The sequence below is a fragment of the Chitinophaga filiformis genome, assembly GCF_900102545.1.
GTDB lineage: Bacteria > Bacteroidota > Bacteroidia > Chitinophagales > Chitinophagaceae > Chitinophaga > Chitinophaga filiformis.
Genome location: NZ_FNBN01000002.1, coordinates 1,057,297 through 1,082,097 on the forward strand (window position 1 = coordinate 1,057,297; position 24,801 = coordinate 1,082,097).

The following is a 24,801-nucleotide window of genomic DNA, read 5'->3' on the forward strand; positions in this document are numbered from 1 at the left end:
ACATGCGGGGGGTTATGAACCAATATGGTTATCATGCAAACCGGGGGTTGAAAACACACGCGGAGGTACGAAACCGATGGGGATCATGCATACCCGGGGTTATCACCCCGCGCTACAAACACGAGACTCCTACGGAGTCTTATTATGTTTTGTTAATGACGTAATAGTTATTTCCCAATGTTTTCCGGTTTTCGCGCGCCGTAGCTGATCTTCCAGATACGGTTTGTTTTATCGTCTGTGATGAATAATGCGCCGGTACTGGAAACGATGATACCTACAGGTCTGCCACGCACCTCGCCTGCTACGCTGTCTTTCATAAAACCTGTCAGGAAATCTTCAGCCTCTCCGGCAGGCTTACCGTTCTTAAAGGGAACGAATAACACTTTATAGCCTGACAGCGGTTTGCGGTTCCAGGAACCATGCTGGGTAATAAACGCCCCATTTCTGTATTTTTCCGGGAAATTGTCTTTTGTATAAAAAGCCAGTCCTAAAGACGCGGTGTGGGATTTCAGGGGATAGTCTGGTACGACTGTTTTTTCTACCAGCCCTGCAGGAGCGTTGGGTACTCTGGGGTCTATGTGCTGGCCCCAATAGCTGTATGGCCATCCGTAGAAAGCGCCTTCTTTTACGCCTGTCAGGTAATCGGGTACCAGATCGTTACCCAGTTCATCACGTTCATTCACGACTGTCCAGAGGGTATTGGTGCCCGGCGCCCAACCCATACCAACGGGATTTCTTAATCCGGATGCATATACACGCATACCGCTGCCGTCAGGATTCATTTCGAGGATATTCGCCCTTAGTACCTCCTTGTCCATACCTTTTTCACCATGGTCTGTACCACAGCCTACAGCTACATACAACTTTGTTTTATCCTTATTGGCGATGATATTACGCGTCCAGTGCCGGTTGACCTTACCCGCAGTAAAACTCGCTAATTTCTCTCCTTTTGCATTAATACTGGTAGCCCCTTCAGTATATGGAAAACGGAGTAAACCGTCTGTATTAGCTACATAAAATTGATTACCTACCAGCAGCATTCCGAAAGGCTGATGCAGGTCTTTAAGGAATACTGTCCTGGTTTCAGGAATGCCATCATGATCAGCATCTCTGAGCAGGGTAATACGATCAGCGCTATTCTTTGTACTATTGGATTTGCTGGCGCCTATCAGGGCAGCACCTATCTTTTTAAAGAATCCAAAATGAGAGTTCGATTCTGCTACTAACAGATCGCCGTTCGGCAATTCATACAGCCATCGGGGATTCTGAAAACCATCTGCATAAAGGCTTACTACGAAGCCCGGAGGGGCGATGGGTTTAGTACCATCATCCCAACCATCAACATCACTATAGTTCGTGTAGGATTTTGTTGCATGCGGAGGTGGTAATTCCGGTTGCTGCCCATATAACACACATGAATAAGCAAGCAGCAATAACAACGCAGGCATCTTTTTCATAACAGTAGGTTTGTTACGAAAAAGATGTTGCAAAACACATGCCCCCGGAAGTGAAATGATCGATAAAGCCCAGGCGGCTATGATATGAAAGATCCTGTGGCTTCGGTATACTGGCTGAGGCTGGACCTTATTGATGTAACAACAGCGGTCCTACAGCTTTCTTCCAGATGGCGTAACCCTGCGCATTCATATGCAGCATATCTTCCACAAATAGTTCTTTTCTGGGTTGACCGTTTTTATCGAGCATCAGCTGAAATACATCTACAAAAGTGATATTAGACAGTTTAGCGATATAGCTGCGAATGAGGTTATTTGCCTGTTTAGCAACCGGCAGAAATTGTACCCTGCTTGGGCTCGGTTTTATGGAGATATATACGATGGGCGTATTGGGTAGTTTACTTCTGATAGTTGCGTACAGATTTTTAAACCTGTTAAGGATAGTATCTGCTGTTACTCCTTTTTCTGTCAGGTCATTCTCTCCAACATAAAGCACTATCTGGCGCGGATGATAAGGGAAGATGATCTGATTAGCATAGTAGATGATATCGTTCGTTACTGCACCACCTACTCCCCTGTTCATTACCGCATAACTGGCGAAAGTCCTTTCCAGGTCATCCCATTTGCGGATAGAGGAGCTTCCCGTAAACAGTATCGGGTTCGCCGGCGGCGCATACATCTTATCCCATTTCTGGATGGTGTTGATATCGTCCTGGTATCGCTGGGCTTTAACGCAGGAACTACAAACGATCAGGACCAGTACTAAAAAGCTTAACAGTTTTTTCATAAACATGGTATAATGATTATTATTTAATTGCACGAAAAGTAAGACTCATTCTTCCATTGTTCGTATCTGATGCCGGAATTGCATGCAGCCATTCATCCTGTACCTCCTGTGTCATATAGATCAGGGAACCTGCAGGCAAGGGAAAATCAGTCAGTACTGCCGGATCTTTGATGTTTTTGAACCGGAGTGTTCTTGTTTCGCCAACAGAAACAATGGCAATGCCTGTTCCCTGTTCAAGAATGTCTGTCTGATCTGAATGAAAGCCCATCCTGGATTTTCCGTCGAGGTAATAGTTTATGAGGCAGTTATTGGGGGTAAAGCCGAGCGTAGTGCTTATCCGAGCAACGATAGCTTCCAGTTCCGGGGTGAAGGCCTGAAAAGGGTAACTCATCTGCGAATAATTGTAAGCAACGCCGAAACTGGCAGTTTTACGGGCAAGCATGCTTTCATCCCATAAAACATTATCTCTCAATGAACTAAACAAGCGTTCAGGATCGGGCACAAATTCCGGTATAAAAGTGATTCCGTTCATAGTTGCGGCAAAAATAGAAAATCTCTTACGATAATGCCGCTAAGATCGTGTGTGGTAGGGATGATTATATCATGTAAGCCGGATTGACTATATTTACATACCAGATTTACACACCAGGAAATAAGTTTACAATGGAAAGCTCAGAAACAAAAGAACAAGCAATCAGGGTAGTAATCATCGGCGGAGGATTTGCAGGCATTAATCTGGCCCAACGGCTGCAGCACGACAAGCGTTACCAGATCACATTGGTAGATAAAAACAACTATAACTTCTTCCCCCCACTCATCTATCAGCTGGCGACGGGATACCTGGAGACATCAAGCATCTGTTACCCTTTTCGTAAATTATTCCGGGATAGACCCAATCTCCGCTTCCATATGGGAGAGTTCCAACGGGTGGACCCGGCAGCACATATCTGTTACCTGAACGATGGCGAAATAGCGTATGATTACCTTGTTTTTGCCACAGGTACTGAAACCAACTATTTCGGCAACGAAAACATCAGGAAGAATGCTATTCCGATGAAGAATGTGAATGATGCACTGGAGATGCGGAATACACTGTTAAAAAGGCTGGAAATAGCCTGTATCACCAAAGACCCTGCAGAGCGGAAAAAGCTGACCACTATTGTCATTGCAGGTGGTGGCCCCACCGGTGTGGAAGTATCCGGCATGCTGGCGGAATTACGCCAGTTTGTAGTCAGAAAAGACTATCCCGAACTGCATGGACATGGTGGGGAGATCTACCTGGTAAGCGGCGGTGAAAGCTTGCTGGAACCGATGACTAAAAAGTCGCAGCAACACACCTTCAATGCCTTACGCAGGCTGGGTGTAAAGATCAAACTGAAAACAAGGGTAAAAGACTTCGTGGATGACCAGGTGATCCTCAACAATGGCGACGTCATTCATACAAAAACCCTGATCTGGGCTGCCGGTGTAACGGCACGGCTCATGGATGGTATTCCAGTGGCCAGTACCGGAGCAGGCAGGAGAATGATGACGGATGCCTACAACAGGGTGATCGGTGTAGACGATATCTTTGCCATCGGCGATACCTGCATACAGACCACAGATAAGAACTTCCCCGATGGGCATCCCCAGTTGGCACAGGTGGCCTTACAACAAGGCCGGCTCCTGGCGAAGAACTTCTCTGCAATGGCGGATGATAAGCCCTTAACAGCATTCAGCTATGTAGATAAAGGCACGATGGCTATTATCGGGCGTAATAATGCCGTGGCAGACATCCCTAAACCGAAACTGCACTTCAATGGATTTATTGCCTGGGCCATGTGGCTGTTCATTCACGTCATGGCGCTCATCAATTACCGTAATAAGCTGAAGACCATGTACAACTGGACTGTGGCCTACTTCACAAGAGACCAGGCCCTGCGTATGATCATCAAACCGATCCCACCTCAGCCTGAGGTTAAGCAGGCTGAAATGGTGGCAGCGGTTAAATCTTCAGTCTGATCCGTTTCTTTTCCATCCAACCCACCAGGAGAATTACCAAAAAGGCAATCGCGATCGAGCGAAGTATCCCTCCTATCCCTTCACTCAGCACTGTGGGGTACCTGAATCCTATCAGTGTCAGTAAGGCGTAGAGCAGGTAAGGGATCAGGTAACAGGTTAAGGTACTGGTACCTGCCGGACGGATCCATTTGAACCAATCCATTTTCCCTTTTACGTCTACCAGCCAGATCATGGCGGTAAACAGTAATATGCTGATACCGGAACAGATTAACACCCAGGCAGGGGTAGCCCGGATCTTGGAAATACCGGCGGTATAAGGACGTAATACAAAACCAGCCACTATCGCCAGCACACCCAGGCCAATGAATACGGCCCAGAGGGAACTTAATTTCCCTTTTTTATCCAGTAATGTATACAGGGAAGAGATCACGGCTCCTGCCATGATCAGGGATACTGAAGAAGCATTGTTTATCACCGGAATCTCAAAGTGTAATAGTCCGGCGTGGGTAAGTATGTTTATCAGCAGGAAAACGCCTAAAATGGCCGTTATAGCCCCAAAGTTACCTTTCACCAGCAGGTACAGGGTAGCACAGACCAGGTATGCCCACCCAATGATACCCAATATACCCCACCAGGAAGGCATCATCCAGTGTGGCGCATCAGCAGGGCCACCTTTATACAAGGCCGCCATAGCCGCTAGTAAAATAATACCCGCGCCTACCAGTGTGTATCGTTTTCTTTTCTCCATATCAGCAGGATAGTCCAGCCATACCAGGAAAAAGCCAATGGTGATCAGCAGTTCCCATATTGGGTAAGGCAGATATGCCGCCGGACTGTAATTTTCCAGGTTGACATGGAAAAAGCCCATGACGATCAGTGCCAGTGAGCGGATCAGGATATGCATCTCTGTGCTGATGAAGGATTTCTGCTGGCTAATGCGTTTGCCGATGGCAAAGGGAATGGACAGGCCGACGATAAACAGAAAGGCCGGGAAGACCGTATCTGCGAATCCCAGCCCATCTTCCTGGGCTTGTACGTGTTCAATCCAGGCAGGGATATTTTTCACACCGCTGACATCATTTACGAAGATCATGGTCAGCATGGTAAGGGCGCGAAAGGCATCAATAGATAACAGGCGTTGGGATGGTTTAAGCATGCTATAAGGTATCAATATTTTTTACATTATTCAATACCCCTTCCTGTTGCAGGTGTAATATTTTCAGGAGTACTCCGTTTGTCCATCCAAAACCGTCCTGGTTGGGGTATTCTCCTCCCCCTCCCTGCAACGATGTGTCTTTCACGTTATACTTCTCCAATAACTTGCCTGTTTGTTTAAACACCCGGATATTCTGGTGGGCCCAGCGACCGGCTATCTCAGAGGCGAGGGAATCATTCTTATAGGTGAGCAGGCCGGAGATCGTCATCCAGTGCAGGGGCGCCCAGCCATTAGGGGCATCCCATTGTTCTCCGGTTTCTATAGGCGTGGATACCAGTCCGCCGGGATACAGGAACTGCCGCTGTAACACGATGGCCACACTATCAGCCTGTCCCTGACGGGCTATCCCGAAAAATAAAGGGTACATCCCGCCCAGGTGCAGCACGGGCGTTCTGGCTTTCTTTTTAAAGTCATAGTCCCTGAAAAAGCCGGTCTTCGGATCCCAGCAATAGCGCAGGATAGCTTCCCGTCGCGCAGCTGCGGCGGATTCATATTGAAGCGCCTTTGCGGTATTGCCTTTCATGCGGTAAGCATCTCCCAGGGTCATTTCCAGGTTGTATAACAGGCAGTTAAGATCTACAGGAATAATATCTGTGATGTGGATAGAACCCAGTGTTTTCCCATCTGCCAGCCAGCGACTGCTGAAGTCCCAGCCGGATTCCGCGCAGGTACGCAGTTCGCGGTAGACTGTCTCTACCGGCTGCCGCCGGGAATTTTTAGCGGTATTGATATCTTCTGTCCAGGCTTCTTCCCTTGGCCAGTTTCCCCGGTCATAATAGCGATTAAGGACAACGCTATCGGGCAGCACTACCAGGTGTTCGGCGGTCTGGCCATCCATTGGCTTTTTCATCCAGAAATGGTGCTCTTTTTCCAGTGCGTCCAGGTAGGTGGTGAGCAGTTCCTGTTTGCGTTCTTCCTTTGCGGAGATCAGCAATTGCAGCATCAGGGCGAAATAAGGCGGTTGTGAGCGGGTCAGGTAATAAGTGCGGTTGCCGTTAGGGATAAAGCCATAGGTGCGGATGAGGAAGGCGAAGTTCTTTATCATACTCTCGATCAGGTCTGTACGACCGCTTTCCTTCAATCCCAGCATAGTGAAATAGCTGTCCCAGTAATATACCTCACGGAAACGGCCCCCCGGTACAACATATGGCGCCGGCAAACTGATAAGGGAACCCCATGTATTGGCGCTGTCGGGCTCCCGTTTTAAGACCTTCCAGAGCGATTCGATATGTGTAACAACGTCCTGACTGGTATCGCTGATATAATGTGAAGTGGCGGCTGCGGGTACCAGGAAATATTTGTGAATGAAAGCGGCCAGGTTAAAGCCTTCCGCGCCCTGCTCCTTTGCATAATACTGAAGAACCATTGCAGGCGCTGCCAGGGGTCTGCAGTCTGCGAAAGTTTTGCTGTCGGGGAAGATGTGGGCCGATTGGACGGCTTCAAACAATCCTGGGAATTCCTGCCGGGGAGAGCGTTCTTTAACCTGCGGTGGCTGTTGCTGTTTACAGGCAATTCCGCATGCCATGATAATGGCAATGGACAAGCGTTTTCCATTCATACGTTACGTGGTTTCTATATTTTATAAAGGCTATCCCTGCTTACCGGTTAATGCGGTTCAGCAGGATGGCGAAAGATCGCATATTTTCGCGGGTTGCGGTAGCATCATTTTCAGATTGCTCAAATAATTGCCTGAGATCTTCCATCTGGCTCATCAACGAAGGCGATACAAAACTGTATTTTCTCAGGATGTTTATGGCTTCATCTACCTGTGGCTTCGCGTAACTATAAATCCTAAAGGTGTAAGGCGGGTCAAGGAAATAGGATTTGATCTCTGCAAGGCGGATGATATCCGGATTACTTATTTTCATAATTACACTTTTCAGACGAAACAAAGTACAAAGTTACGCTATTAACGGGGGATTAATCACTATCCCTCTTCGGCCGGCAATGGAGCTCAATTTGTCTCAATTCCCCCCTTATTATGGCAATAATGCCCTGCCATTTTCTGGTTAGACAATCGGACATTTGTAGTACACTAAACCTCAAAGACATGAAAGAATATATTGCTGATCAAGCCGCTACACTTGACCACCCGGTAGTGTCCCAGCAGGAATGGACCGAAGCCCGTAAGAAACTGATGCAAAAGGAGAAAGAACTGACTCACCTCAAGGATGAAATGGCCCGCCTGCGTCAGCAGCTGCCCTGGGTAAAAGTGGATAAGGAATACGTTTTTCAGGGCCTGGACCGGGAATACACTTTGTCTGATCTTTTTGATGGCCGCAGCCAGCTGATCGTACAGCATTTCATGCTGGGACCGGACTGGAAAGAAGGATGTCCCGGCTGCTCTTTTATGGCCGACCATGTAGACGGCGCATTGGTCCATCTCCTGCATCACGACGTATCTTATGTGGCTATTTCGCGCGGTACCATGGAAGATATCGAGCCTTTTCGTAGGCGGATGGGATGGGGTTTTAAATGGGTATCTTCCAACAGGAACGACTTCAACTACGATTTCCACGTTTCTGCTACACCTGAAGACATCGCTAACAACGAGATGTACTACAATTATGAAACGATCCCTGTAACAGAAGAAGAATTGCCGGGGCTCAGTGTATTCTATAAAGATCAGAACGGAGATATATTTCATACCTATTCCACCTTTGCCAGAGGCGTGGATTTCATGCTCACCACGTATAATTTACTTGAGATAACACCGAAAGGACGTAACGAAGACGGCGCTATGGATTGGGTAAAACATCATGATAAATATGAAACCAGGGCTCCGGAAGCAAGCAGCTGCTGTAGCCATTAATCAGTTGATATCATGCGTACATTTAATTGTTGCAGGGGACGTGCTGAAAAGACGGTTCCCTGCAATGTTCCTGCACAATCATCTGCTCCGGCAGAAGAAGGAGCGCCGGTAACAAATGTATCTGCCGGTAAGCCTGCCGGCTTTTTCAAACGGGTTATCCGCTTTATTAAACCGGTACTACCGGCCTTTCTACTGGCGCTTGTACCCAAATGTCCTTTCTGTCTGGCAGCTTATGTTGCTTTAGGGACCGGCATTGGCCTGTCTGTGGCAAGCGCGAAGCTGCTCCATATATCTCTGTTGTGCGCAGCCGTGATCCCATTGTCATTGTTTGCGGCAAAACATATCGGGGCGTATTTCTTTCCGGTTACCATTACCGGATGGAGGCCACGACAACAATTGTTTATCGGGATAATGGGAATACTGATCGGGAGTAGTATTTTGTTACTGTTTTGAATTGATACCCCCGAAACCAATGCACGGATATCCGTGTACGTTAACAACAAAATCCTATTATATAAAAAAAGCCTTCCTGCATCAAACAGGAAGGCTTTTCATTTACAGATACGTTTATTATATCTCTCCTTTCTTCAGCTGAGACACCGCATAATCCACTGCCCTGGCAGTTAATGCCATATAAGTCAGGGATGGGTTCTGTGTTGAAGTGGAAGTCATACATGCACCATCTGTCACAAATACGTTATTCACGGCATGCATCTGATTCCATTTATTGAGGATAGATGTTTTAGGATCTTTACCCATACGTGCACCGCCCATTTCATGGATATCCAGACCAGGCGCCTGTTTGGAGTCTTCTGTACGTATGTTGGTGAAACCGGCTTTGGTATACATTTCGGTCATCTGCTCGTAGAAGTCTTTCAACATCTTCTCATCATTATCATCATAACCGATGTTGATATGCACAACAGGTACTCCCCACTCGTCTTTCTTCGTTTTATCGAGTGTGAGCTGGCTGATCTCTTTAGGAATGGTTTCTCCCATCATATGAGATCCTACCCACCAGTTACCCATCTCCTCGTTGAAGAGGTGATCTTTCAGTGTCTGTCCGAAACCATCATGGCTGTTCCAGCTACGTCTGCCGGTGCTGAAACCTGCAGCATAACCACGCAGGAAGTCTGTTTCCTGTTTAGCTACGTTACGGAACCTTGGGATGTACGCGCTGGTAGGGCTACGTCCTTCCGTGGTTTTATCAAGCATACCGTTGTAGTCGGCAGAGATGCGGCCGCGATAGTTATGGAAAGCGAAGTATTTACCCAGTACACCACTGTCATTACCCAAGCCATTCGGGAAACGGTTGGAAGTAGAGTTCAGCAGGATCAGGTTTGTATTGATAGCAGCGGCGTTGACAAAGATGACTTTTGCATAGTATTCTGTCGTTTCTTTGGTCTGCGTGTCTACAACACGTACGCCTGTTGCCTTTCCTTTCTGGTCATCGTAGATGATAGATTCAACCACAGAGAACGGACGCAGGGTCAGGTTACCTGTCTTTTCTGCCCAGGGCAGTGTAGAGGCATTACTACTGAAATAACCGCCAAACGGACATCCACGCTGACAGAGGTTTCTTTTCTGGCATTGTACCCTACCCTGTTGGATATGAATAGGCTGCGGCTCAGTGAGGTGAGCACAACGACCATATATGACGTGGCGATCTTTATAGTTCTTTGCTACAAAACCTTTGAAGTATTCTTCAACGGCAGTCATCTCCAGTGGTGGCAGGAACTCGCCATCGGGGAGGTTAGGAATGCCGTCTTTATTTCCGGAGATACCTACAAATTTCTCTACATAGCTGTACCAGGGAGCGATGTCGGCATACCGGATAGGCCAGTCTACCGCGAAGCCATCCCTTGCAGGACCTTCGAAATCGAAGTCGCTCCAGCGTTGGGTCTGTCTTGCCCAGAGGAGGGATTTACCGCCTACCTGGTATCCACGGATCCAGTCGAAAGGTTTATCCTGTTCATAGGGATGTTCCTTATCCTTTACAAAGAAGTGCATCGCATCTTCTTTAAAAGCATAACAACGGCTTACTACAGGCGCTTCTTCCTGGATAGCCTGCGGAACCTGTCCTCTGTGAGGAAATTCCCAGGGATATTTATTTGTAGTGGGATAATCTTTAAGATGTTTTACGTCGCGTCCCCTTTCCAGCACCAGTGTCTTTAGTCCCTTTTCTGTGAATTCCTTTGCTGCCCATCCTCCACTGATACCTGACCCGATCACAATTGCATCGAATGTGTGGTCCTGAGCCCCCTTATTAATATTCGCCATACTGATTTATAAAATTAAGCAGTCCTTTTGCTGGCTGGTTTAACAGGCACGCTTCCATGGAAACGTCCGGGTACCAGCTCGTACACCTGTACTTTAGTGAGATAATATTCGGAAGTCGTATATCCGTAAATGGTAAGTTCTTTTGCAGTGCGATAAAATGCGGCGGCGGCATCTTTGTTGGCATCGGCAGCTTCCAGTTCTTTGAGGAGCGCTTCTCTTTCGGCGGGGCTGCTCTTCTCAAAAGAATGACCGTTCTTTTTCTGACACAGGTCAGAGAATGCTTTCATACCGGTAAGGAATTTCTGCTGATCCTCTTTCTTCATACAATCGTCCACCATGGTGAGGGCGAATAAATGCGCTTTTACGTCTTTTGCACCTGGTGTGGCCGTAGCAGGGATCAATGTATCTGCCAGCGCTGCCAGCATATTTTCTCCTTCAGCATCTACTGCTATATTTTTCAATGAGATAGAAGCGGGAGACGGTTTCCGCAAACAGGAAGGCAACAATGCCAGACCTGCGGATACTACTAAGACCTGTTTTAACGCGGTACGTCTGTTTACTAGCATGGATAGGTGTTTACTGAAACAAGCCAAAAAGGTATAGGTTATATTTAATATTTCCAAGCCAATTGGCTGATAATTTTCGTTGTAGTAACTTCAGGGCATCTCCTTTATGTCAATACGCATGTTATGAAATTATACTGTTTGTCGCTCATCCTGTTCAGTCAGCTGAACTGGCTGCCGGGCAATGCTCAACTAAAAACCGGTTCAGCCGCCCCTATTGTCAACACTGAAAGTGGCCGTGTACAAGGCACTACCAGTAATCCCGCGGGACTTTCTGTATATAAGGGCATCCCTTATGCGCAGCCGCCGGTAGGACCATTCCGGTGGAAGGCTCCCCAACCTTTGCAAGCCTGGGACACCGTTCTGAAAGCCAATCGTTTCGGTCCCAGGGCTATGCAGGCCAATGTGTTCGGAGACATGAATTTCCGTTCCAATGGTATGAGTGAGGATTGCTTATACCTGAATATCTGGGCGCCTGCCCAGCCGTCCAAATTAAAGCGGCCGGTACTGGTCTATTACTACGGTGGAGGCATGGTAGCGGGAGATGGCTCTGAGGGCCGTTATGACGGCGAGAGTATGGCCCGCAAAGGCATCATATCCGTGACGGTGAATTACCGCCTGGGGGTATTCGGCTTGCTGGCCCATCCGGAGCTGTCGAAAGAAGCGCCTTATCATGCCTCGGGCAACTATACCCTGCTGGACCAACAGGCAGCGCTGGCCTGGGTAAAAAAGAATATTGCCGCCTTTGGCGGAGATCCTGACAGGATCACTATTGCCGGAGAATCAGCGGGCTCTATTTCTGTATCTGCCCTGATGGCATCCCCCCTGTCTAAAGACCTGATCAATGGCGCTATCGGTGAAAGCGGTGCGATGATATTCCCCACTATGCCACCCGCCAGTAAGGAAGATGCTGAAAAGAACGGTGTGGCCTTCGCCACCGCCATTGGCGCCAGCTCCCTGGAGGCACTGAGGGCTATTCCGGCAGAAGAACTGTTGAGAAGAGCTTCCGGTCCCGGCATGCCACCGCTATCAACCAATGTGGATGGTTATGTACTGCCTAAAAAGCCGGCAGAGATCTTCGCAGCAGGAGAACAGGCGCATGTGCCACTGCTGGTAGGCTGGAACTCAGCAGAACTACCCTACAGGGCCTTACTCTGGAAAGATGATCCTACCCCCGAGAACTATGCCAGAAAGATCAAAGAGTTATATCCGCAAGATGCGGAAGAAGTGCTCCGTTTGTATCCGGGTCATACCAAAGAGGAAGTCATTGCTTCTGCTACTGACCTGGCCAGCGACCGGTTCATTGTATACAGCACCTGGAAATGGGCGGCATTGCAGCTCAGCACCAGTCAGCAGCCGGTATACCGTTATATCTTCTCCCGTAGCCGCCCGCCGATGGTGCCCAAAATGGGGAATGCCCAGCCAGGACTGGCGGGAGGTGTGATCAAAACAAGCGCTTCGCAGTCAGCTAAACCTAAGCCGGCTGAAACATTTAAAGGAGCGCCTCATGCGGCAGAGATAGAGTATGCGTTGGGTAACCTGCGTCTCAATGAGGTATACGCCTGGACTAAAGATGATTACGTGGTATCTAATACCATGTTGAATTACTTTGCCAATTTTATCAAAACCGGCAATCCGAATGGTGGTTCTCTCCCCAAATGGGAAGCAGATGCCGTTGGCCGCTCCCGGTATATGAATATTGACCTGCGGTCTTCTCTCCAGCAGGAAAAACATGGAGAAAGATACCAGTTCCTGGACAAGGCATTTAAACAATAAGGCATCTCCGGGTCCCTTCACAGCAATGGCTGGAATGGGACCCGGAGTATCCTTTTTACTATGCCAATGGCCTGGTTATTGTATCCATATTTAAAACAATGTTTTATGATGACCCAGCAAATAACAATTGCGCACAATGACCAGCACCAGATGTACGATGTTTCATTTGAAAGGAAGGAAAATGCTACCATTTACCATATCGCGCCGAATGTAAATTCCAATGCACCCTTTCCCAGACAGTTTGATATCGTAAAAGCTGACGACAGTGATCAACCCCAATACGAAACGAAAGACCTGAACGATGAAGGTAAAGAGATCGCGGATGCTTTATGGAAACAGATCAGTTTATTGCCACCACAATTCAGCGGAGGCAAGGCATAAGCATAAGAGGATCCGGCTAACAGTAGGACATATTCTTTTATAAACTGTTCGAAGGAACCTGATTCCTTTTATCCCTATACTATCATTAATCATCACATCTGGTGTGAGCATCAGTCCCTCTCTGCAAATAATATTTCTTGTCAGCGCAGTACCAATGTGCCGGTAGCACCGGTAAGCATCAAAATTAGCCTCCCCCAATATTCCCGGTTGTAAGAAAACGAAAACCAGCTATTTATCGGATATGCGATCCTGTCAGTCAACAGGAATAAAAAAAATTCATACCCTCAGGCAACCTTTCCAATTTATGTCTCGTATCAAGTAGATGACACAAGTGCTCACAATTTGCTTATTTAAAAATTTCTAACACCATGCATTTATTAAAATCTGCAGTGGCAATGCTATTCGTTGCCTCCGTGATAACATCATGTTCAAAAGATGACAACGATGGCGGCGGTACACCTCCACCCACTCCTAAGAAAACTGTATTAGTAGCCAACAACACAACGTTTGGTAAAGTATTGACAGACAGCACCGGTAAAGCACTGTACTTCTTCTCCAATGATGCACAGGGTACGCCTACCTGTAAAGATGGTTGTGTAGCTGCATGGCCTGTATTCTATGTAGAGGCTGATAAACTGACCATAGATACATCACTGGATAAAGCTGATTTCACTACTGTTACACGTCCTGATGGTACCAAGCAGACTGCTTATAAAGGATGGCCTTTATATTACTATGCCAGCGATGCTGCTGCAGGTGATGTGAAAGGTGATAACGTTGGTAAGATCTGGTTTGTAGCTAAACCTGACTATACTGTGATGGTAGCTAACTTCCAGTTACATGGCAACGATGGTAAAGATTATGTACTCGACGCTACCGGCGCTATTGCCCTGGGTACCGGCGCATCCAAATACCTGGTAGATGACCGCGGTCGCACTTTGTACAAATTCGCTAACGATAAAGCGGGTACGAATAACTTCACCAATACAGATCCTACTCACAACGCGATCTGGCCTATTTATGAAGTATCAGAAGTAAAGAATGTGCCAACAGGATTTGCTAAAACTGATTTTGCGATCATCACTGTACAGGGTAAGAAACAAATTACCTATAAAGGCTGGCCAATGTACTACTTCGGCGCAGATGCACAGGTAATGGGCGCAAGCAAAGGCGTTAGCGTTCCTTCTCCAAATGTATGGCCAGTAGTCTATACTACCACAGCGAGTGCACCTTTGCCTTAACTAAGGAGTTATATCTAATACTGTCGCACTTGTGTTAAGCCCGGCAGTATTACAGATAAGGAGAAATGCCCGACCTGGTGATACCGGGTTGGGCATTCCGTTTTTAAATCATTGACTGAGATTGAACTTGATATAACTTCTTTTTTCCGCTAAGTAGCTTCGGTTATTACGCTAAGTAGCTTCGGTTTCAGTATGGGATGGCGGTCGGCTTATCAGAGGCTTATTCTTATTAAATGAAAGGACGTTGAGATTGCATCAAATTACTTCTGATACAATCTCCTTTTTTTATGCTCATTTTATTTGCGTAACTCAAAAGTTACATATACCTTTGTGTAACTTCAAAGTTACATATATGAAAAGAGACATCAAACTCAAGTGGTTCTATCCACACCCTGTAGAAACGATATGGGAATGCCTGACTAACCCTGATATACTGAAACAGTGGAATCTCGCTTCCAGTGGCTTCAGGGCAGAGGTGGGCTTTAAATGGATGGAAGTAACGAAACCCCGTCCGAAGATGGATTGGGATGGCAAGATGTATTTTGAGGTACTGGAAGTGGTGCCTTTACAGAAACTTTCCTACTCTTTTAAGGGAGGTCCGGGTGAAGGTGTTTATAATCTTGACACAGTAGTGAACTGGATACTGGTGCCTAAAGATGGTGGTACTGAATTACACCTGGAGCAGATAGGGTTTAAGGGAATGAAGAACTATATTAGCAGCTTTATTATGGAGATGGGATGGAAGAACAAAGTGGCCAAACGTTTCCAGCAAGCACTTACAAATTTTACCGATGACAGCGCTACAGTTCGATAGCTTTCAGGCTATCGCAGATCCAAGCCGGCGTGAGATACTGCTTATGCTGGCGGGTGATAAAAAATCCATCAATTCTATTGCGGAGCAGTTTGATATCAGCCGTCCGGCTATTTCAAAACATATCAAGGTCTTACACCAGGCTGGTTTCATCACCTTTGAGGAGAAAGGCAGGGAACGGTACTGTATACTCCGGCAGGAAGGATTTGATGAGTTAAAGGAGTGGATTAACTTCTTTGATAATTTCTGGAAAGAGCGCTTAGGTAAGCTGGAAAAACTGCTGGAGAAGAATCCGGATATCGCTAAAAAGAAGAAATAAACGCATCATTTAACTCATAGTTTGAACCATAGTTAATGAGGCCCCGTTATCAGGTATTGCTACCTGTAACGGGGCCTCAGTTATAAAGTACAATATTACGCAACACCATAGGTAGGCACCAGCATTTCTGCCGCCGTCTTTTCCTTGTCCTTCACATACAGTACTGCTACTGCTGCTATGATCATAAAGGCGCCGCCCAATACCAGGGCGAAGATCGCTTCATTGTCAAACAGGTGTTTTACGATCAGGCCTCCGAAGATGCCGTTCACTATTTGTGGGAAGGTGATGAAGAAATTGAAGATACCCATGTATACGCCTGTCTTGTGCGCAGGTATTACCCCCGACAGAATAGCATATGGCGTAGACAGAATACTTCCCCACGCCATACCTATCCCGATCATGGGCCATATAAGCAGGTTTGGATCCTGGATGAAATAGAATGATATCAGCGATAAACCGCCTGCTGTCAGCGAGATAGCATGTGCAGCCTTGCGGGATGTTTTACGCGCTATAAACGGCAGTATCAGTGCATACACAGCAGACACCGCACTGTAGATACTGAACAGGAATCCTACCTTATTACCTGCATCTGCGAAGAGCGCAGAAGAAGTATCTCCCGGCTGCACTTTGTAGATATGTGTTGCTACTGCAGGTGTAGTGAATACCCACATGGAGAACAATGCAAACCAGGAACAGAACTGCACCAGGCCGAGTTGTTTCATGGCAGCAGGCATGTTGGAGAAATCTTTTAGAATAGTCCTGATCCCTCCTGTATGTGCGTCTGTATGCTCCGGGTTGAATTGCTTAAATTCTTCCGGGGAATATTCTTTCGACGTAAAGATGGACCAGAGAATGGTAGCCAGCAATACAACAGCGCCCACATAAAAGGAATAGATCACGTTATCCGGTACTACGCCCGGAGCGGCTGTTTTTGAGACCCCAGCATACTCTGCCAGCAGATAAGGCAGAGAAGATCCTAACACTGCCCCTGCTCCTATCAGGAAGGTCTGCGCAGAGAATCCCTGACTGCGTTGTTCGTCAGGGAGATTGTCTGCTACCAGTGCCCTGAAAGGTTCCATGGCCACATTGATCGATGCATCCATCAGCGTCAGCATACCCGCCCCTATCAATACCGGCGGCAGTACATAAGCCAGCAAAGATGAATTAGGTAACAGTATCAGGGCCAATGCTGTGGCGATAGCACCTACCAGGAAATATGGACGGCGGCGCCCCAGCCGGTTCCAGGTACGGTCACTGTAGTGACCAATGATCGGTTGTACGATCATTCCTGTGAGTGGTGCTGCCAGCCAGAACAATGACAGGTGTTCTACTTCTGCTCCATAGGTTTGCAGGATGCGGGAAGCATTCCCGTTCTGCAATGCAAAGCCAAACTGGATACCGAAAAAGCCCATGCTCATGTTCCATATGCGCGCAGCGGACAACCGCGGCTTAACCATTCCTTTCATGGGATAAATATTTTAATTGACTAAATTTCCTTGTTTTGTTGTCACTATTTCACCTGCTGGTACATGTACCGGCTCTCCGTAGACCAGCACGGTGATATCTTTCACAGATCCGTTTTCAATCTGCACGCCCTGCTTGCTTACTTTTATCTTCAGCACTCTTCCTCTGAAACGGATATTGAACGCAAAAGATTGCCATTTACCCGGCAGGAATGGTGTGAACTGTAATTGTCCATCCCTCACTCGCATGCCGGCAAAACCTTCCACTACACTCATCCAGGTACCAGCCATGGAGGTAATGTGCAGACCATCTTCCGTATCATTGTTATAGTCATCCAGGTCGAGACGGGAGGTACGCAGGTAGAACTCATGTGCACGTTGCTCATCGCCCAGCTTCGCTGCCAGTATAGCGTGTACACAAGGCGATAAAGAACTTTCATGCACTGTTCTTGGTTCATAGAAATCAAAGTTGCGACGCAGTGTATCTATGTCGTACCTGTCTTCCAGAAAATACAATCCCTGTAGTACGTCGGCCTGCTTGATATAACAGGAACGCAGGATACGGTCCCAGCTCCATTTCTGATTCAATGGCCTTTGCGCAGGGTCCAGGTCTTTTACCAGGATCTGCTCTTTGTCGAGGTAGCCATCCTGTTGCAGGAAAATACCAAGTTGTTCATCTACCGGGTAGTACATGTTGTCGATAATATGCTGCCATTTTTCCGTTTCCTTTCCTGCGTCAAAAGTAGTCTGTTGCAGGATCGCTGCGTATCTGTCCGGAGCAGTGTCCCTCACCTTTTGTAAAGCCTCCGTTGCATATTGCAGGCACCAGGTAGCCATAGTGCTGGTGTACCAGTTGTTATTGACGTTATTCTCGTATTCGTTTGGTCCTGTTACGCCCAGCATCACATACTGCTTGCGGGCATCGCTCCAGTTCACACGCTGTGCCCAGAAGCGCGCAATGCCGATCAGTACTTCCAGTCCGTATTCCGCCAGGTACCCTTCGTCCCCCGTATAGCGAATGTAGTTGAAAATGGCAAAAGCGATAGCGGCATTCCTGTGAATTTCTTCAAAGGTAATCTCCCATTCGTTATGGCATTCCTCTCCGTTCATCGTCACCATAGGGTACAATGCAGCTCCGTTGTTAAAGCCCAGCTTAGCGGCATTCTCAATGGCTTTGCCCAGTTGTTTATGACGATAGATCAGCAGATTACGGCCCACCTGCTGATCGGCAGTAGCGAGATAGAATGGAATACAGTATGCTTCCGTATCCCAATAGGTAGAACCGCCATATTTTTCGCCGGTGAAACCTTTAGGTCCGATGTTCAGACGGGCATCTTCACCGGTATAAGTCTGGTTCAGCTGGAAGATGTTGAAGCGGATGCCCTGTTGTGCAGCAGGATCTCCTTCAATCACGATATCGCTTTCCTTCCACTTGAGTTCCCAGGCAGCCGCCTGTTCCGCCAGCATGATATCGAAACCTTTTGCCGCGGCTTTGTTCACGGTAGCTTCACAATTGTTAGCCAATGCTGCTATTGAATGATTTTCCGAAGAAAGATTGGCAGCGTATTTATAGATAACGGTTTCCTTATTGCGTGGTATGGATACAGTAGTACTGGCTCCTACATATTTTTCCTTCTCCACCGGCGTAAAGTTTAGCGCTAATGGCTGACCATCCTGATGAATGTTGAACTGCATGCCTGTACATACCTGGAAACCGGTCTTTTTTGTTTTCAATACCAGGTAAGCGCTATTGCCTGCTACATTGGCGTCTACCTCATCCCAGAATTTCTCATCGTAGTTGGCATCCTGGTTCTTTACATCTCCATCGATATAGGCAGTCACCTGCAGTGTACCGTCGAAGTTCAGTGGAGTAATGCTATAGCGGATAGCACCAGTTTCATCATCTACAATACTGCAGAAACGGGTAGCTACCACACGCACCTGCTTGCCATCTGCCATGGTAGCGGTAAATGAACGTTGCAGATAACCTTCCTGCATGTTCAGCACACGGCGGAAATCACTGACATGTGCTTTATGCAGATCCAGTACTTCATTGTCGATACGGATATCAATACCGATCCAGTTGGCAGCGTTCAATACTTTAGCGAAATATTCCGGGTAACCATTCTTCCACCAGCCCACGCGGGTTTTGTCAGGATAATATACACCGGCCACATAGTTACCCTGTAATGTCTCGCCTGAATAGGACTCTTCAAAGTTGGCACGTTGCCCCATGCGGCCGTTACCCAGACTGAAAATACTTTCAGAAATCCTGTTATAATGTGGTACAAAACCTTCCTCGATAATGTTCCACCCGTCTACTTTTATATATTGCTTCATGACTCTTACTAATGGCACCGTTTTGCACGCGCAATTGGCATTGTTTATTTTGAGTTGTATAAATTGGTCAGTGTTTGAATATTGATTTCCTGCAGACCGCTGACTACCAGGTCTGCTTCATTTAACACGCTCTTCTCTCCTATGCCCACGACCTTCATTCCTCCGGCCTTACCTGCTTCCACACCGGCAATAGCATCTTCAAATACGATGCACTGTTCCGGTGCTGCCCCCAGTGCTTCAGCGCCTTTGAGGAATACTTCAGGATCGGGTTTGGAGGCTGATACCATATTACCATCTATCACTACGTCAAACAAAGACAGGATGCCTACCTTGTCCAGTATCACACCCGCATTCTTACTGGCAGATCCCAGGGCGGTTTTTATACCGGCAGAGCGCAGGCTTTCCAGCAGTTCCTTTGCACCCGGCAGGATCTCTTCCGGTGTCATATGATTGATCATGTCTACGTACCAATCATTCTTCCGGGTAGCCAGTTCGTGCTGCTCTGCGACCGACTTCTCTATACCGCCCCATTCCAGGATCAGTTCCAGGGAACGGACACGGCTCACGCCTTTCAGCTTTTCATTCTGTGCTTCTGTAAAATTGAATCCCAGTTCGTTGGCCATTCGCTTCCAGGCTTTAAAATGGTAGACAGCTGTATCTACTATTACGCCATCAAGATCAAAAATGCATGCTGCTATTCCTTGCATATATTCAGGTAAATCATTTGTGAATGTTTATCGCTCCAGCTCCATGACCAAAGTGCTCTCTGCCGGGATACGGAGGCTGTCGGACAGGCTGAAACTATTTCCCGAGATCACATCTTTCGCTTTGGAAAAACCAGTGGTCCTTTCTGTGAACCGGCCCGTTGACAATGCCATCTCTTTCTCATTCGGGTTCACGACAATCATCACGGTCTTTTCTGCATTGTAGCGGAAGTAGGTGTAGACATTATCTTGCGGGATGAACTGCATCAGTTTTCCTGTTTGCAGTACCGGACTATTCTTCCGGTAGTTGGCCAGTTTGCTGATATAGTCGTGCAGTTCATTCTCTTCTGCATTGCGACCCGCAGCTGTAAATTTGTTCAGTGTATCGCCGGCCCATCCTCCTTTGAAATCTTCACGCACCAGGCCATCAGGATTACTGAAATTCTTCATGCCTATTTCTGCGCCGTAGTACAGTTGCGGAATGCCACGGGTGGTGAGCAGCCAGGCTAAGGCAGCCTTGTATTTGTTCTTATTGCCATTAACGACAGAATAGAAACGGCTCAGGTCATGATTGTCCAGGAATACCACGTTACGCATAGGGTCCTGGTATTGATAATCCTGTACGAGAGTAGCATAGAGTTTCACGACACCATCATCCCATCCCGGCTTTTCATTAAGCGCGGCAGAGATAGCCCAGAGGCTCTGGAAATCTGTCGTGCCAGGCAGCTGTGTATCGAAGCCCCTGTTTACCGTATTCCCCTGGGTAAAAAAGACCTGTTCAGGACCACTGCGTACCCATACCTCACCGAAGAAGGTAAAGTTCGGATAAGCGGCTTTAATGGCCTTTCCCCATTCAGCCATAAAATCGGCATCGTTATAGGGATAGGTATCCAGGCGGAATCCATCCACCCCGGCATATTCTATCCACCAAATATGACTTTGTGTAAAGTATTTGCGCACATAAGGATTGGATTGGTCCATATCAGGCATGTGTACATCAAACCAGCCCTCAGTCATCAGCTTCCTGTCGGATGCTGCACTGTAAGGGTCCATCAGCGGGGCAGCCCGGAAGTTGGATCGGGTGAATGCCGGCCACTGATGTACCCAATTTCTCATAGGCAGGTCTTTCATAGTCCAGTGCTGACTGCCGATATGATTGTGCACGAGGTCCTGTATAAGCTTCATGCCCCGTTTATGCAGACTGTCGGCCAGTCGTTTGTATAATTCGTTGGAACCAAAGCGCGGGTCTATACGGTAATTCTCTGTAGCAGCATAACCATGATAGGAAGCCGAAGGCTGATCATTCGTAACAAGAGGCGTCATCCACAAGGTGGTCACGCCCATGTCCTGCAGGTATCCCAGGTGATCAATGATACCTTGTATATCGCCGCCATGGCGTTTATACATGGAATCCCTGTTCAGTGAGGTTTCCTGCATACCTTTGATCACATCATTGCTTTTATCGCCGTTCGCAAAACGGTCCGGCATGATCAGGTAGACAAAGTCACTGCTGTTCACTCCCTGCGCTTTGATACTGCTTTCTCTTTTCTTCAGCTCATATTGGTAGACGATATCCTTTTGTCCTTTCTGTCTGAATATAATAGGGAACGTCCCCGGATTGGCGGAAGATGAGATGTTAATATCTACAAACAGGTAATTCGGATTCTCTACCTTATGCACTTCCTGCAGCGTTACACCGGGGTAGCTGAGGGATACTTCACGTGTTGCAATCTTATCTCCATGTACGATCAGTTGTACCATTGGTTCCTGCATACCCGTCCACCAGAAAGCAGGTTCTACCCTCTCCAGTTTCGGTAGCTGTGCCATGGCTGTATACATAGCGGTCAGCACAAGGATGGCGGTCAATAACATTCTTCTCGTCTGTAACATGCGCTTAAAGTCTTCTCTTGTTTTAAATAGTGCAGCCCGGAGCAATGAGCAGCCGGGCTGCATGTATCATGCAATCAATCCTTATTATTGAGCCAGCGTATAAATGTAGTTGCCGGGATTATTGAGATCCATCGTAATGGTATATGTTCCGGCAGTCTCAATGCTGATAGCGCCTGCACTACCTGCTGTCAGCACCCCGTTATTATCATCGTCGCTTAAAGCAATCGTGTTGGCGTTATTCGCTCTGAAGTAAAAGCTACCCGCCTGTAAAGTGGTTGTAATGCTCCATTTCTTAGTAGCTGCACTAAAGGTCATTGCCTTGTCTGCACCGCCGGCAGCGCTACCTGTAATACTCCAGTTTGTTTTGGTAACGGACCAGGTCAATGCATTGAGGTCAGCCTTCATCAGGTAATAACCTGCTTCTGCCGCTTTCATGTTACCTCCACTTGATGACATTGCTCCACCGCCACCATCGCCATAGTTGACATCCCAGCCTTTGGCAGTGGTTACTTTGAACTCAGTATTGGCATCAGGAAAATAGAGATATCCTTCATATTTCTTATCGCTGTTTACAGAAGCCAATGCACCCAGCCGGGCATCATCAAAAGACCATCCTTCGTATGCGCCGGGCACATACACATAAGGATATACTTTCGGTACATAGTACGGTGTAACTGTTAGCAGTACACTGTCAGAATACACCTGATCACCTACTGTATCCACCGCGGCTTTTACACGGATCACCAGCTCATGCTGGCGACCTGCGGCCAGTCCCATATTGTTGATGATCTGGTTCAGTGCTGCAACTGTAAATGTCTTACTCAGGCTGTTATTGGCACTAAAGGCTTCTACAGGCTTTCTGAAGCCATTGCCTTTCTCATCGATCTGTAAGGTATAGTTCACTACGGCCCTGTATCCCCAGTCGCCGGAAGCGGTCCAGGAATAAGTCACCGCATCGTCTCCGGCAGTAGCTTCTGAAAATGAAAACTCAGTAGCGGTAGCAGAGAAGGTAGGCGTAGTACCCGTCTTCACCTGCGTAAAGCTGTCCTGTTTTTCGCAGGAGAGTAATCCCATCACACAAAAACTTCCCACTATTATTTTATTCAACCAGGCATTCATGATGCAAGTATTTTGATATTGTAGTTAAATGCTGTTTGCGATTAGTAATCCCCGTTCTGTGTCAGGTTAGGATTAGCCACCAGTGCACTGGTAGGCAACGGGTATATGGTGCGGTAATCTGCTACGGCAGCACCTGCTGCTACACCGCCCTTGAAAGGCCATACATAAGTACTTCCGGTAAACAGGCCATAACGGATCAGGTCTGTTCTGCGATGTCCTTCCCAGTACAGCTCACGACCTCTTTCTTCCAGGAGGAATTTCAGGTTGAGTTCACCAGCAGTGATATTGCCGGAAGTGTTACCATAGGCTCTTTCACGCAGTGCATTGATATAGCCGAGTGCAGTTGTGCTGCTACCACCGCTACCGCCACGCAATACAGCCTCCGCATAGGTCAGGTACATTTCGGCCAGACGTAATAATGGGAAGTCGGTATCTACGAAAGTAGAGTTGGATCCATCCGCACCTTTGGATGTTTTATTCGACCACTTGGTAATAGCATAACCATCAGTGAATGAGCCCAGATCTGCAATAGCTTTATTCTGGCCTTCGGTATAGAACATCGCACGTTTATCAGTTGCACCGGTAATATCTGTAAACAGATTTACAAAGGCACTGGTAGTACGTAAACCACCCCAGCCACTGTTCACACCAAATGCTGCTGCATTCATACTACCTCCAATGGCGCCATGCACCAGGTAAGTGGTACCACCATAAGTCTGTGTACGTGTACCATCGAAGTTGGCAGTGAGCAGGAATTCAGATTGTGATGTTGCATTGTTATCTGCCTTGAACATATTCGCATAACTGGACGCCAGGGTATATCCTGAATTGATCACTTTACTGCTGTAAGTGATTGCATCTGTATAACGGTCAGTACCGGTATACACTGTAGCATTCAGGTATAACTTCGCCAGCAATGCCCATACGCATGCTTTATCTGCACGGCCATACTCATTGGTATGTGCATCCACCATCTGCTCTTCTATCTCTTTCAGCTCACGCTCCACATAAGCAAACAGGTCTGCACGGGAGATCTGGTTAGGATAATAGTATGCCACCTGGTTGCTGTCTGTTACGAATGGTACACTACCAAATAGGTCTAATGCATGATAGTAGGTGAATGCACGCAGGAAGCGGGCTTCTGCGCGGAAGGTTCTTGCAGTCTCCTGATCTTTCTCTGTAATACCGTTGCTGCTCAGGTTAGCATCAGAAGTCTGCCTGATGAATTCATTACACTGTGCGATCTGGTAGAACAGACGGGAGAACATCGCATTGATGAAGTTATCATCCGGTGTCCAGGTCATCTTGTGAAAGTCCTGCAAGGTACCATCATTCCAGCCGATCACTGCTTCATCAGTCGGTAATTCCTGCATCTGGAAATAACCACGGATGTAGCTGGAAGTACCTTCATCAATACCACTGATATCCGCGTTACCGGTAGGCCCTACCTGTCCGGTTACTGAGAAACCACCATACAACTTGGCAAGGATCGCCTTGTAATTTGTAAAATCTTTATATACGCTGGCAGAAGTCGCCTCTGTGATAGGTGTACGATCCAGGTCTTTGGTACAGGAAGCCAGTCCCCATGCCATAGTTCCGGCCAGTACTATCTGATATATGAATTTCTTGGTCATAACGTTTCCT

Annotated in this window: 22 protein-coding genes; 8 read left to right on the forward strand and 14 right to left on the reverse strand. The window is 47.3% G+C overall.

Features of this window, described 5'->3' with window-relative positions:
* Positions 1-167: 167 nt before the first annotated feature.
* The 3 genes from BLR32_RS10780 to BLR32_RS10790 all read right to left on the reverse strand — a co-directional run bounded on the left by BLR32_RS10780 (position 168) and on the right by BLR32_RS10790 (position 2,773).
* On the reverse strand, positions 168-1,457 hold the full coding sequence (locus BLR32_RS10780; RefSeq protein ID WP_089831462.1) for a PQQ-dependent sugar dehydrogenase: 1,290 nt from the start codon (positions 1,455-1,457) through the stop codon (positions 168-170).
* A 127-nt stretch (positions 1,458-1,584) separates the two neighbouring features.
* Positions 1,585-2,241, reverse strand: coding sequence for a GDSL-type esterase/lipase family protein (locus BLR32_RS10785; protein ID WP_089832148.1), 657 nt, complete (start codon positions 2,239-2,241; stop codon positions 1,585-1,587).
* Between the two features lie 19 nt (positions 2,242-2,260).
* Positions 2,261-2,773, reverse strand: a complete 513-nt coding sequence (locus tag BLR32_RS10790) for an alpha-ketoglutarate-dependent dioxygenase AlkB (protein WP_089831464.1) — start codon at positions 2,771-2,773, stop codon at positions 2,261-2,263.
* Positions 2,774-2,904: 131 nt separating this feature from the next.
* Between BLR32_RS10790 and BLR32_RS10795 the strand changes: the two genes are divergently transcribed.
* Positions 2,905-4,242, forward strand: a complete 1,338-nt coding sequence (locus BLR32_RS10795; RefSeq protein ID WP_218124170.1) for an NAD(P)/FAD-dependent oxidoreductase — start codon at positions 2,905-2,907, stop codon at positions 4,240-4,242.
* Here BLR32_RS10795 and BLR32_RS10800 read toward each other — a convergent pair.
* Genes BLR32_RS10800 through BLR32_RS10810 form a run of 3 tightly spaced genes read right to left on the reverse strand, consistent with a single transcriptional unit; the run spans position 4,226 to position 7,326 of the window.
* Positions 4,226-5,398 carry a DUF5009 domain-containing protein gene (locus BLR32_RS10800; RefSeq protein WP_089831467.1) on the reverse strand — a complete coding sequence of 391 codons (1,173 nt, stop codon included), beginning with the start codon at positions 5,396-5,398 and terminating at the stop codon, positions 4,226-4,228. The genes BLR32_RS10795 and BLR32_RS10800 overlap by 17 nt on opposite strands.
* 1 nt (position 5,399) lies before the next feature.
* The gene (gene treF / locus BLR32_RS10805; RefSeq protein ID WP_089831469.1) at positions 5,400-7,016 is read right to left on the reverse strand and encodes an alpha,alpha-trehalase TreF; all 1,617 of its coding nucleotides are present in this window, start codon (positions 7,014-7,016) and stop codon (positions 5,400-5,402) included.
* A gap of 40 nt (positions 7,017-7,056) precedes the next feature.
* Positions 7,057-7,326, reverse strand: coding sequence for a hypothetical protein (locus BLR32_RS10810; RefSeq protein WP_089831471.1), 270 nt, complete (start codon positions 7,324-7,326; stop codon positions 7,057-7,059).
* A gap of 182 nt (positions 7,327-7,508) precedes the next feature.
* Here BLR32_RS10810 and BLR32_RS10815 point away from each other — a divergent pair, with 182 nt between their 5' ends.
* The gene (locus BLR32_RS10815) at positions 7,509-8,270 is read left to right on the forward strand and encodes a DUF899 domain-containing protein (protein WP_089831473.1); all 762 of its coding nucleotides are present in this window, start codon (positions 7,509-7,511) and stop codon (positions 8,268-8,270) included.
* A 12-nt stretch (positions 8,271-8,282) separates the two neighbouring features.
* The gene (locus BLR32_RS10820) at positions 8,283-8,723 is read left to right on the forward strand and encodes a hypothetical protein (RefSeq protein WP_089831475.1); all 441 of its coding nucleotides are present in this window, start codon (positions 8,283-8,285) and stop codon (positions 8,721-8,723) included.
* A gap of 117 nt (positions 8,724-8,840) precedes the next feature.
* On the opposite strand, the gene BLR32_RS10825 is transcribed toward BLR32_RS10820, so the two are convergent.
* Both BLR32_RS10825 and BLR32_RS10830 read right to left on the reverse strand, forming a co-directional pair.
* Positions 8,841-10,550 (reverse strand): GMC oxidoreductase, encoded by a 1,710-nt coding sequence (locus BLR32_RS10825; RefSeq protein WP_089831477.1) that lies wholly within the window; start codon positions 10,548-10,550, stop codon positions 8,841-8,843.
* A 14-nt stretch (positions 10,551-10,564) separates the two neighbouring features.
* On the reverse strand, positions 10,565-11,116 hold the full coding sequence (locus tag BLR32_RS10830) for a gluconate 2-dehydrogenase subunit 3 family protein (protein ID WP_089831479.1): 552 nt from the start codon (positions 11,114-11,116) through the stop codon (positions 10,565-10,567).
* Between the two features lie 123 nt (positions 11,117-11,239).
* Between BLR32_RS10830 and BLR32_RS10835 the strand changes: the two genes are divergently transcribed.
* The 5 genes from BLR32_RS10835 (at position 11,240) to BLR32_RS10855 (ending at position 15,641) form a co-directional block, all read left to right on the forward strand.
* A complete protein-coding gene (locus tag BLR32_RS10835) occupies positions 11,240-12,889 on the forward strand; it encodes a carboxylesterase/lipase family protein (RefSeq protein WP_089831480.1) in 1,650 nt (549 codons plus the stop codon).
* 105 nt (positions 12,890-12,994) lie between these two features.
* Positions 12,995-13,270 carry a hypothetical protein gene (locus BLR32_RS10840; RefSeq protein WP_089831482.1) on the forward strand — a complete coding sequence of 92 codons (276 nt, stop codon included), beginning with the start codon at positions 12,995-12,997 and terminating at the stop codon, positions 13,268-13,270.
* A 368-nt stretch (positions 13,271-13,638) separates the two neighbouring features.
* A complete protein-coding gene (locus BLR32_RS10845) occupies positions 13,639-14,511 on the forward strand; it encodes a hypothetical protein (protein WP_089831484.1) in 873 nt (290 codons plus the stop codon).
* A gap of 352 nt (positions 14,512-14,863) precedes the next feature.
* Positions 14,864-15,325 carry an SRPBCC family protein gene (locus BLR32_RS10850; protein ID WP_089831486.1) on the forward strand — a complete coding sequence of 154 codons (462 nt, stop codon included), beginning with the start codon at positions 14,864-14,866 and terminating at the stop codon, positions 15,323-15,325.
* The gene (locus BLR32_RS10855) at positions 15,303-15,641 is read left to right on the forward strand and encodes an ArsR/SmtB family transcription factor (protein WP_089831487.1); all 339 of its coding nucleotides are present in this window, start codon (positions 15,303-15,305) and stop codon (positions 15,639-15,641) included. Before BLR32_RS10850 ends, BLR32_RS10855 begins: the two co-directional genes overlap by 23 nt.
* 95 nt (positions 15,642-15,736) lie before the next feature.
* Here BLR32_RS10855 and BLR32_RS10860 read toward each other — a convergent pair whose 3' ends face one another.
* The 6 genes from BLR32_RS10860 to BLR32_RS10885 all read right to left on the reverse strand — a co-directional run bounded on the left by BLR32_RS10860 (position 15,737) and on the right by BLR32_RS10885 (position 24,791).
* Positions 15,737-17,107, reverse strand: coding sequence for an MFS transporter (locus tag BLR32_RS10860; protein ID WP_089831489.1), 1,371 nt, complete (start codon positions 17,105-17,107; stop codon positions 15,737-15,739).
* Between the two features lie 12 nt (positions 17,108-17,119).
* Positions 17,120-19,444 carry a glycoside hydrolase family 65 protein gene (locus tag BLR32_RS10865; RefSeq protein ID WP_089831490.1) on the reverse strand — a complete coding sequence of 775 codons (2,325 nt, stop codon included), beginning with the start codon at positions 19,442-19,444 and terminating at the stop codon, positions 17,120-17,122.
* A 44-nt stretch (positions 19,445-19,488) separates the two neighbouring features.
* A complete protein-coding gene (pgmB, locus tag BLR32_RS10870; RefSeq protein ID WP_089831492.1) occupies positions 19,489-20,151 on the reverse strand; it encodes a beta-phosphoglucomutase in 663 nt (220 codons plus the stop codon).
* Between the two features lie 27 nt (positions 20,152-20,178).
* Positions 20,179-22,038: a glycoside hydrolase family 13 protein gene (locus tag BLR32_RS10875; RefSeq protein WP_089831494.1), complete on the reverse strand. Its 1,860-nt coding sequence runs from the start codon at positions 22,036-22,038 to the stop codon at positions 20,179-20,181.
* An 84-nt stretch (positions 22,039-22,122) separates the two neighbouring features.
* Positions 22,123-23,157 carry a SusE domain-containing protein gene (locus tag BLR32_RS10880; RefSeq protein ID WP_089831496.1) on the reverse strand — a complete coding sequence of 345 codons (1,035 nt, stop codon included), beginning with the start codon at positions 23,155-23,157 and terminating at the stop codon, positions 22,123-22,125.
* A gap of 41 nt (positions 23,158-23,198) precedes the next feature.
* Positions 23,199-24,791 (reverse strand): RagB/SusD family nutrient uptake outer membrane protein, encoded by a 1,593-nt coding sequence (locus BLR32_RS10885; protein ID WP_089831498.1) that lies wholly within the window; start codon positions 24,789-24,791, stop codon positions 23,199-23,201.
* Positions 24,792-24,801 lie beyond the last annotated feature (10 nt).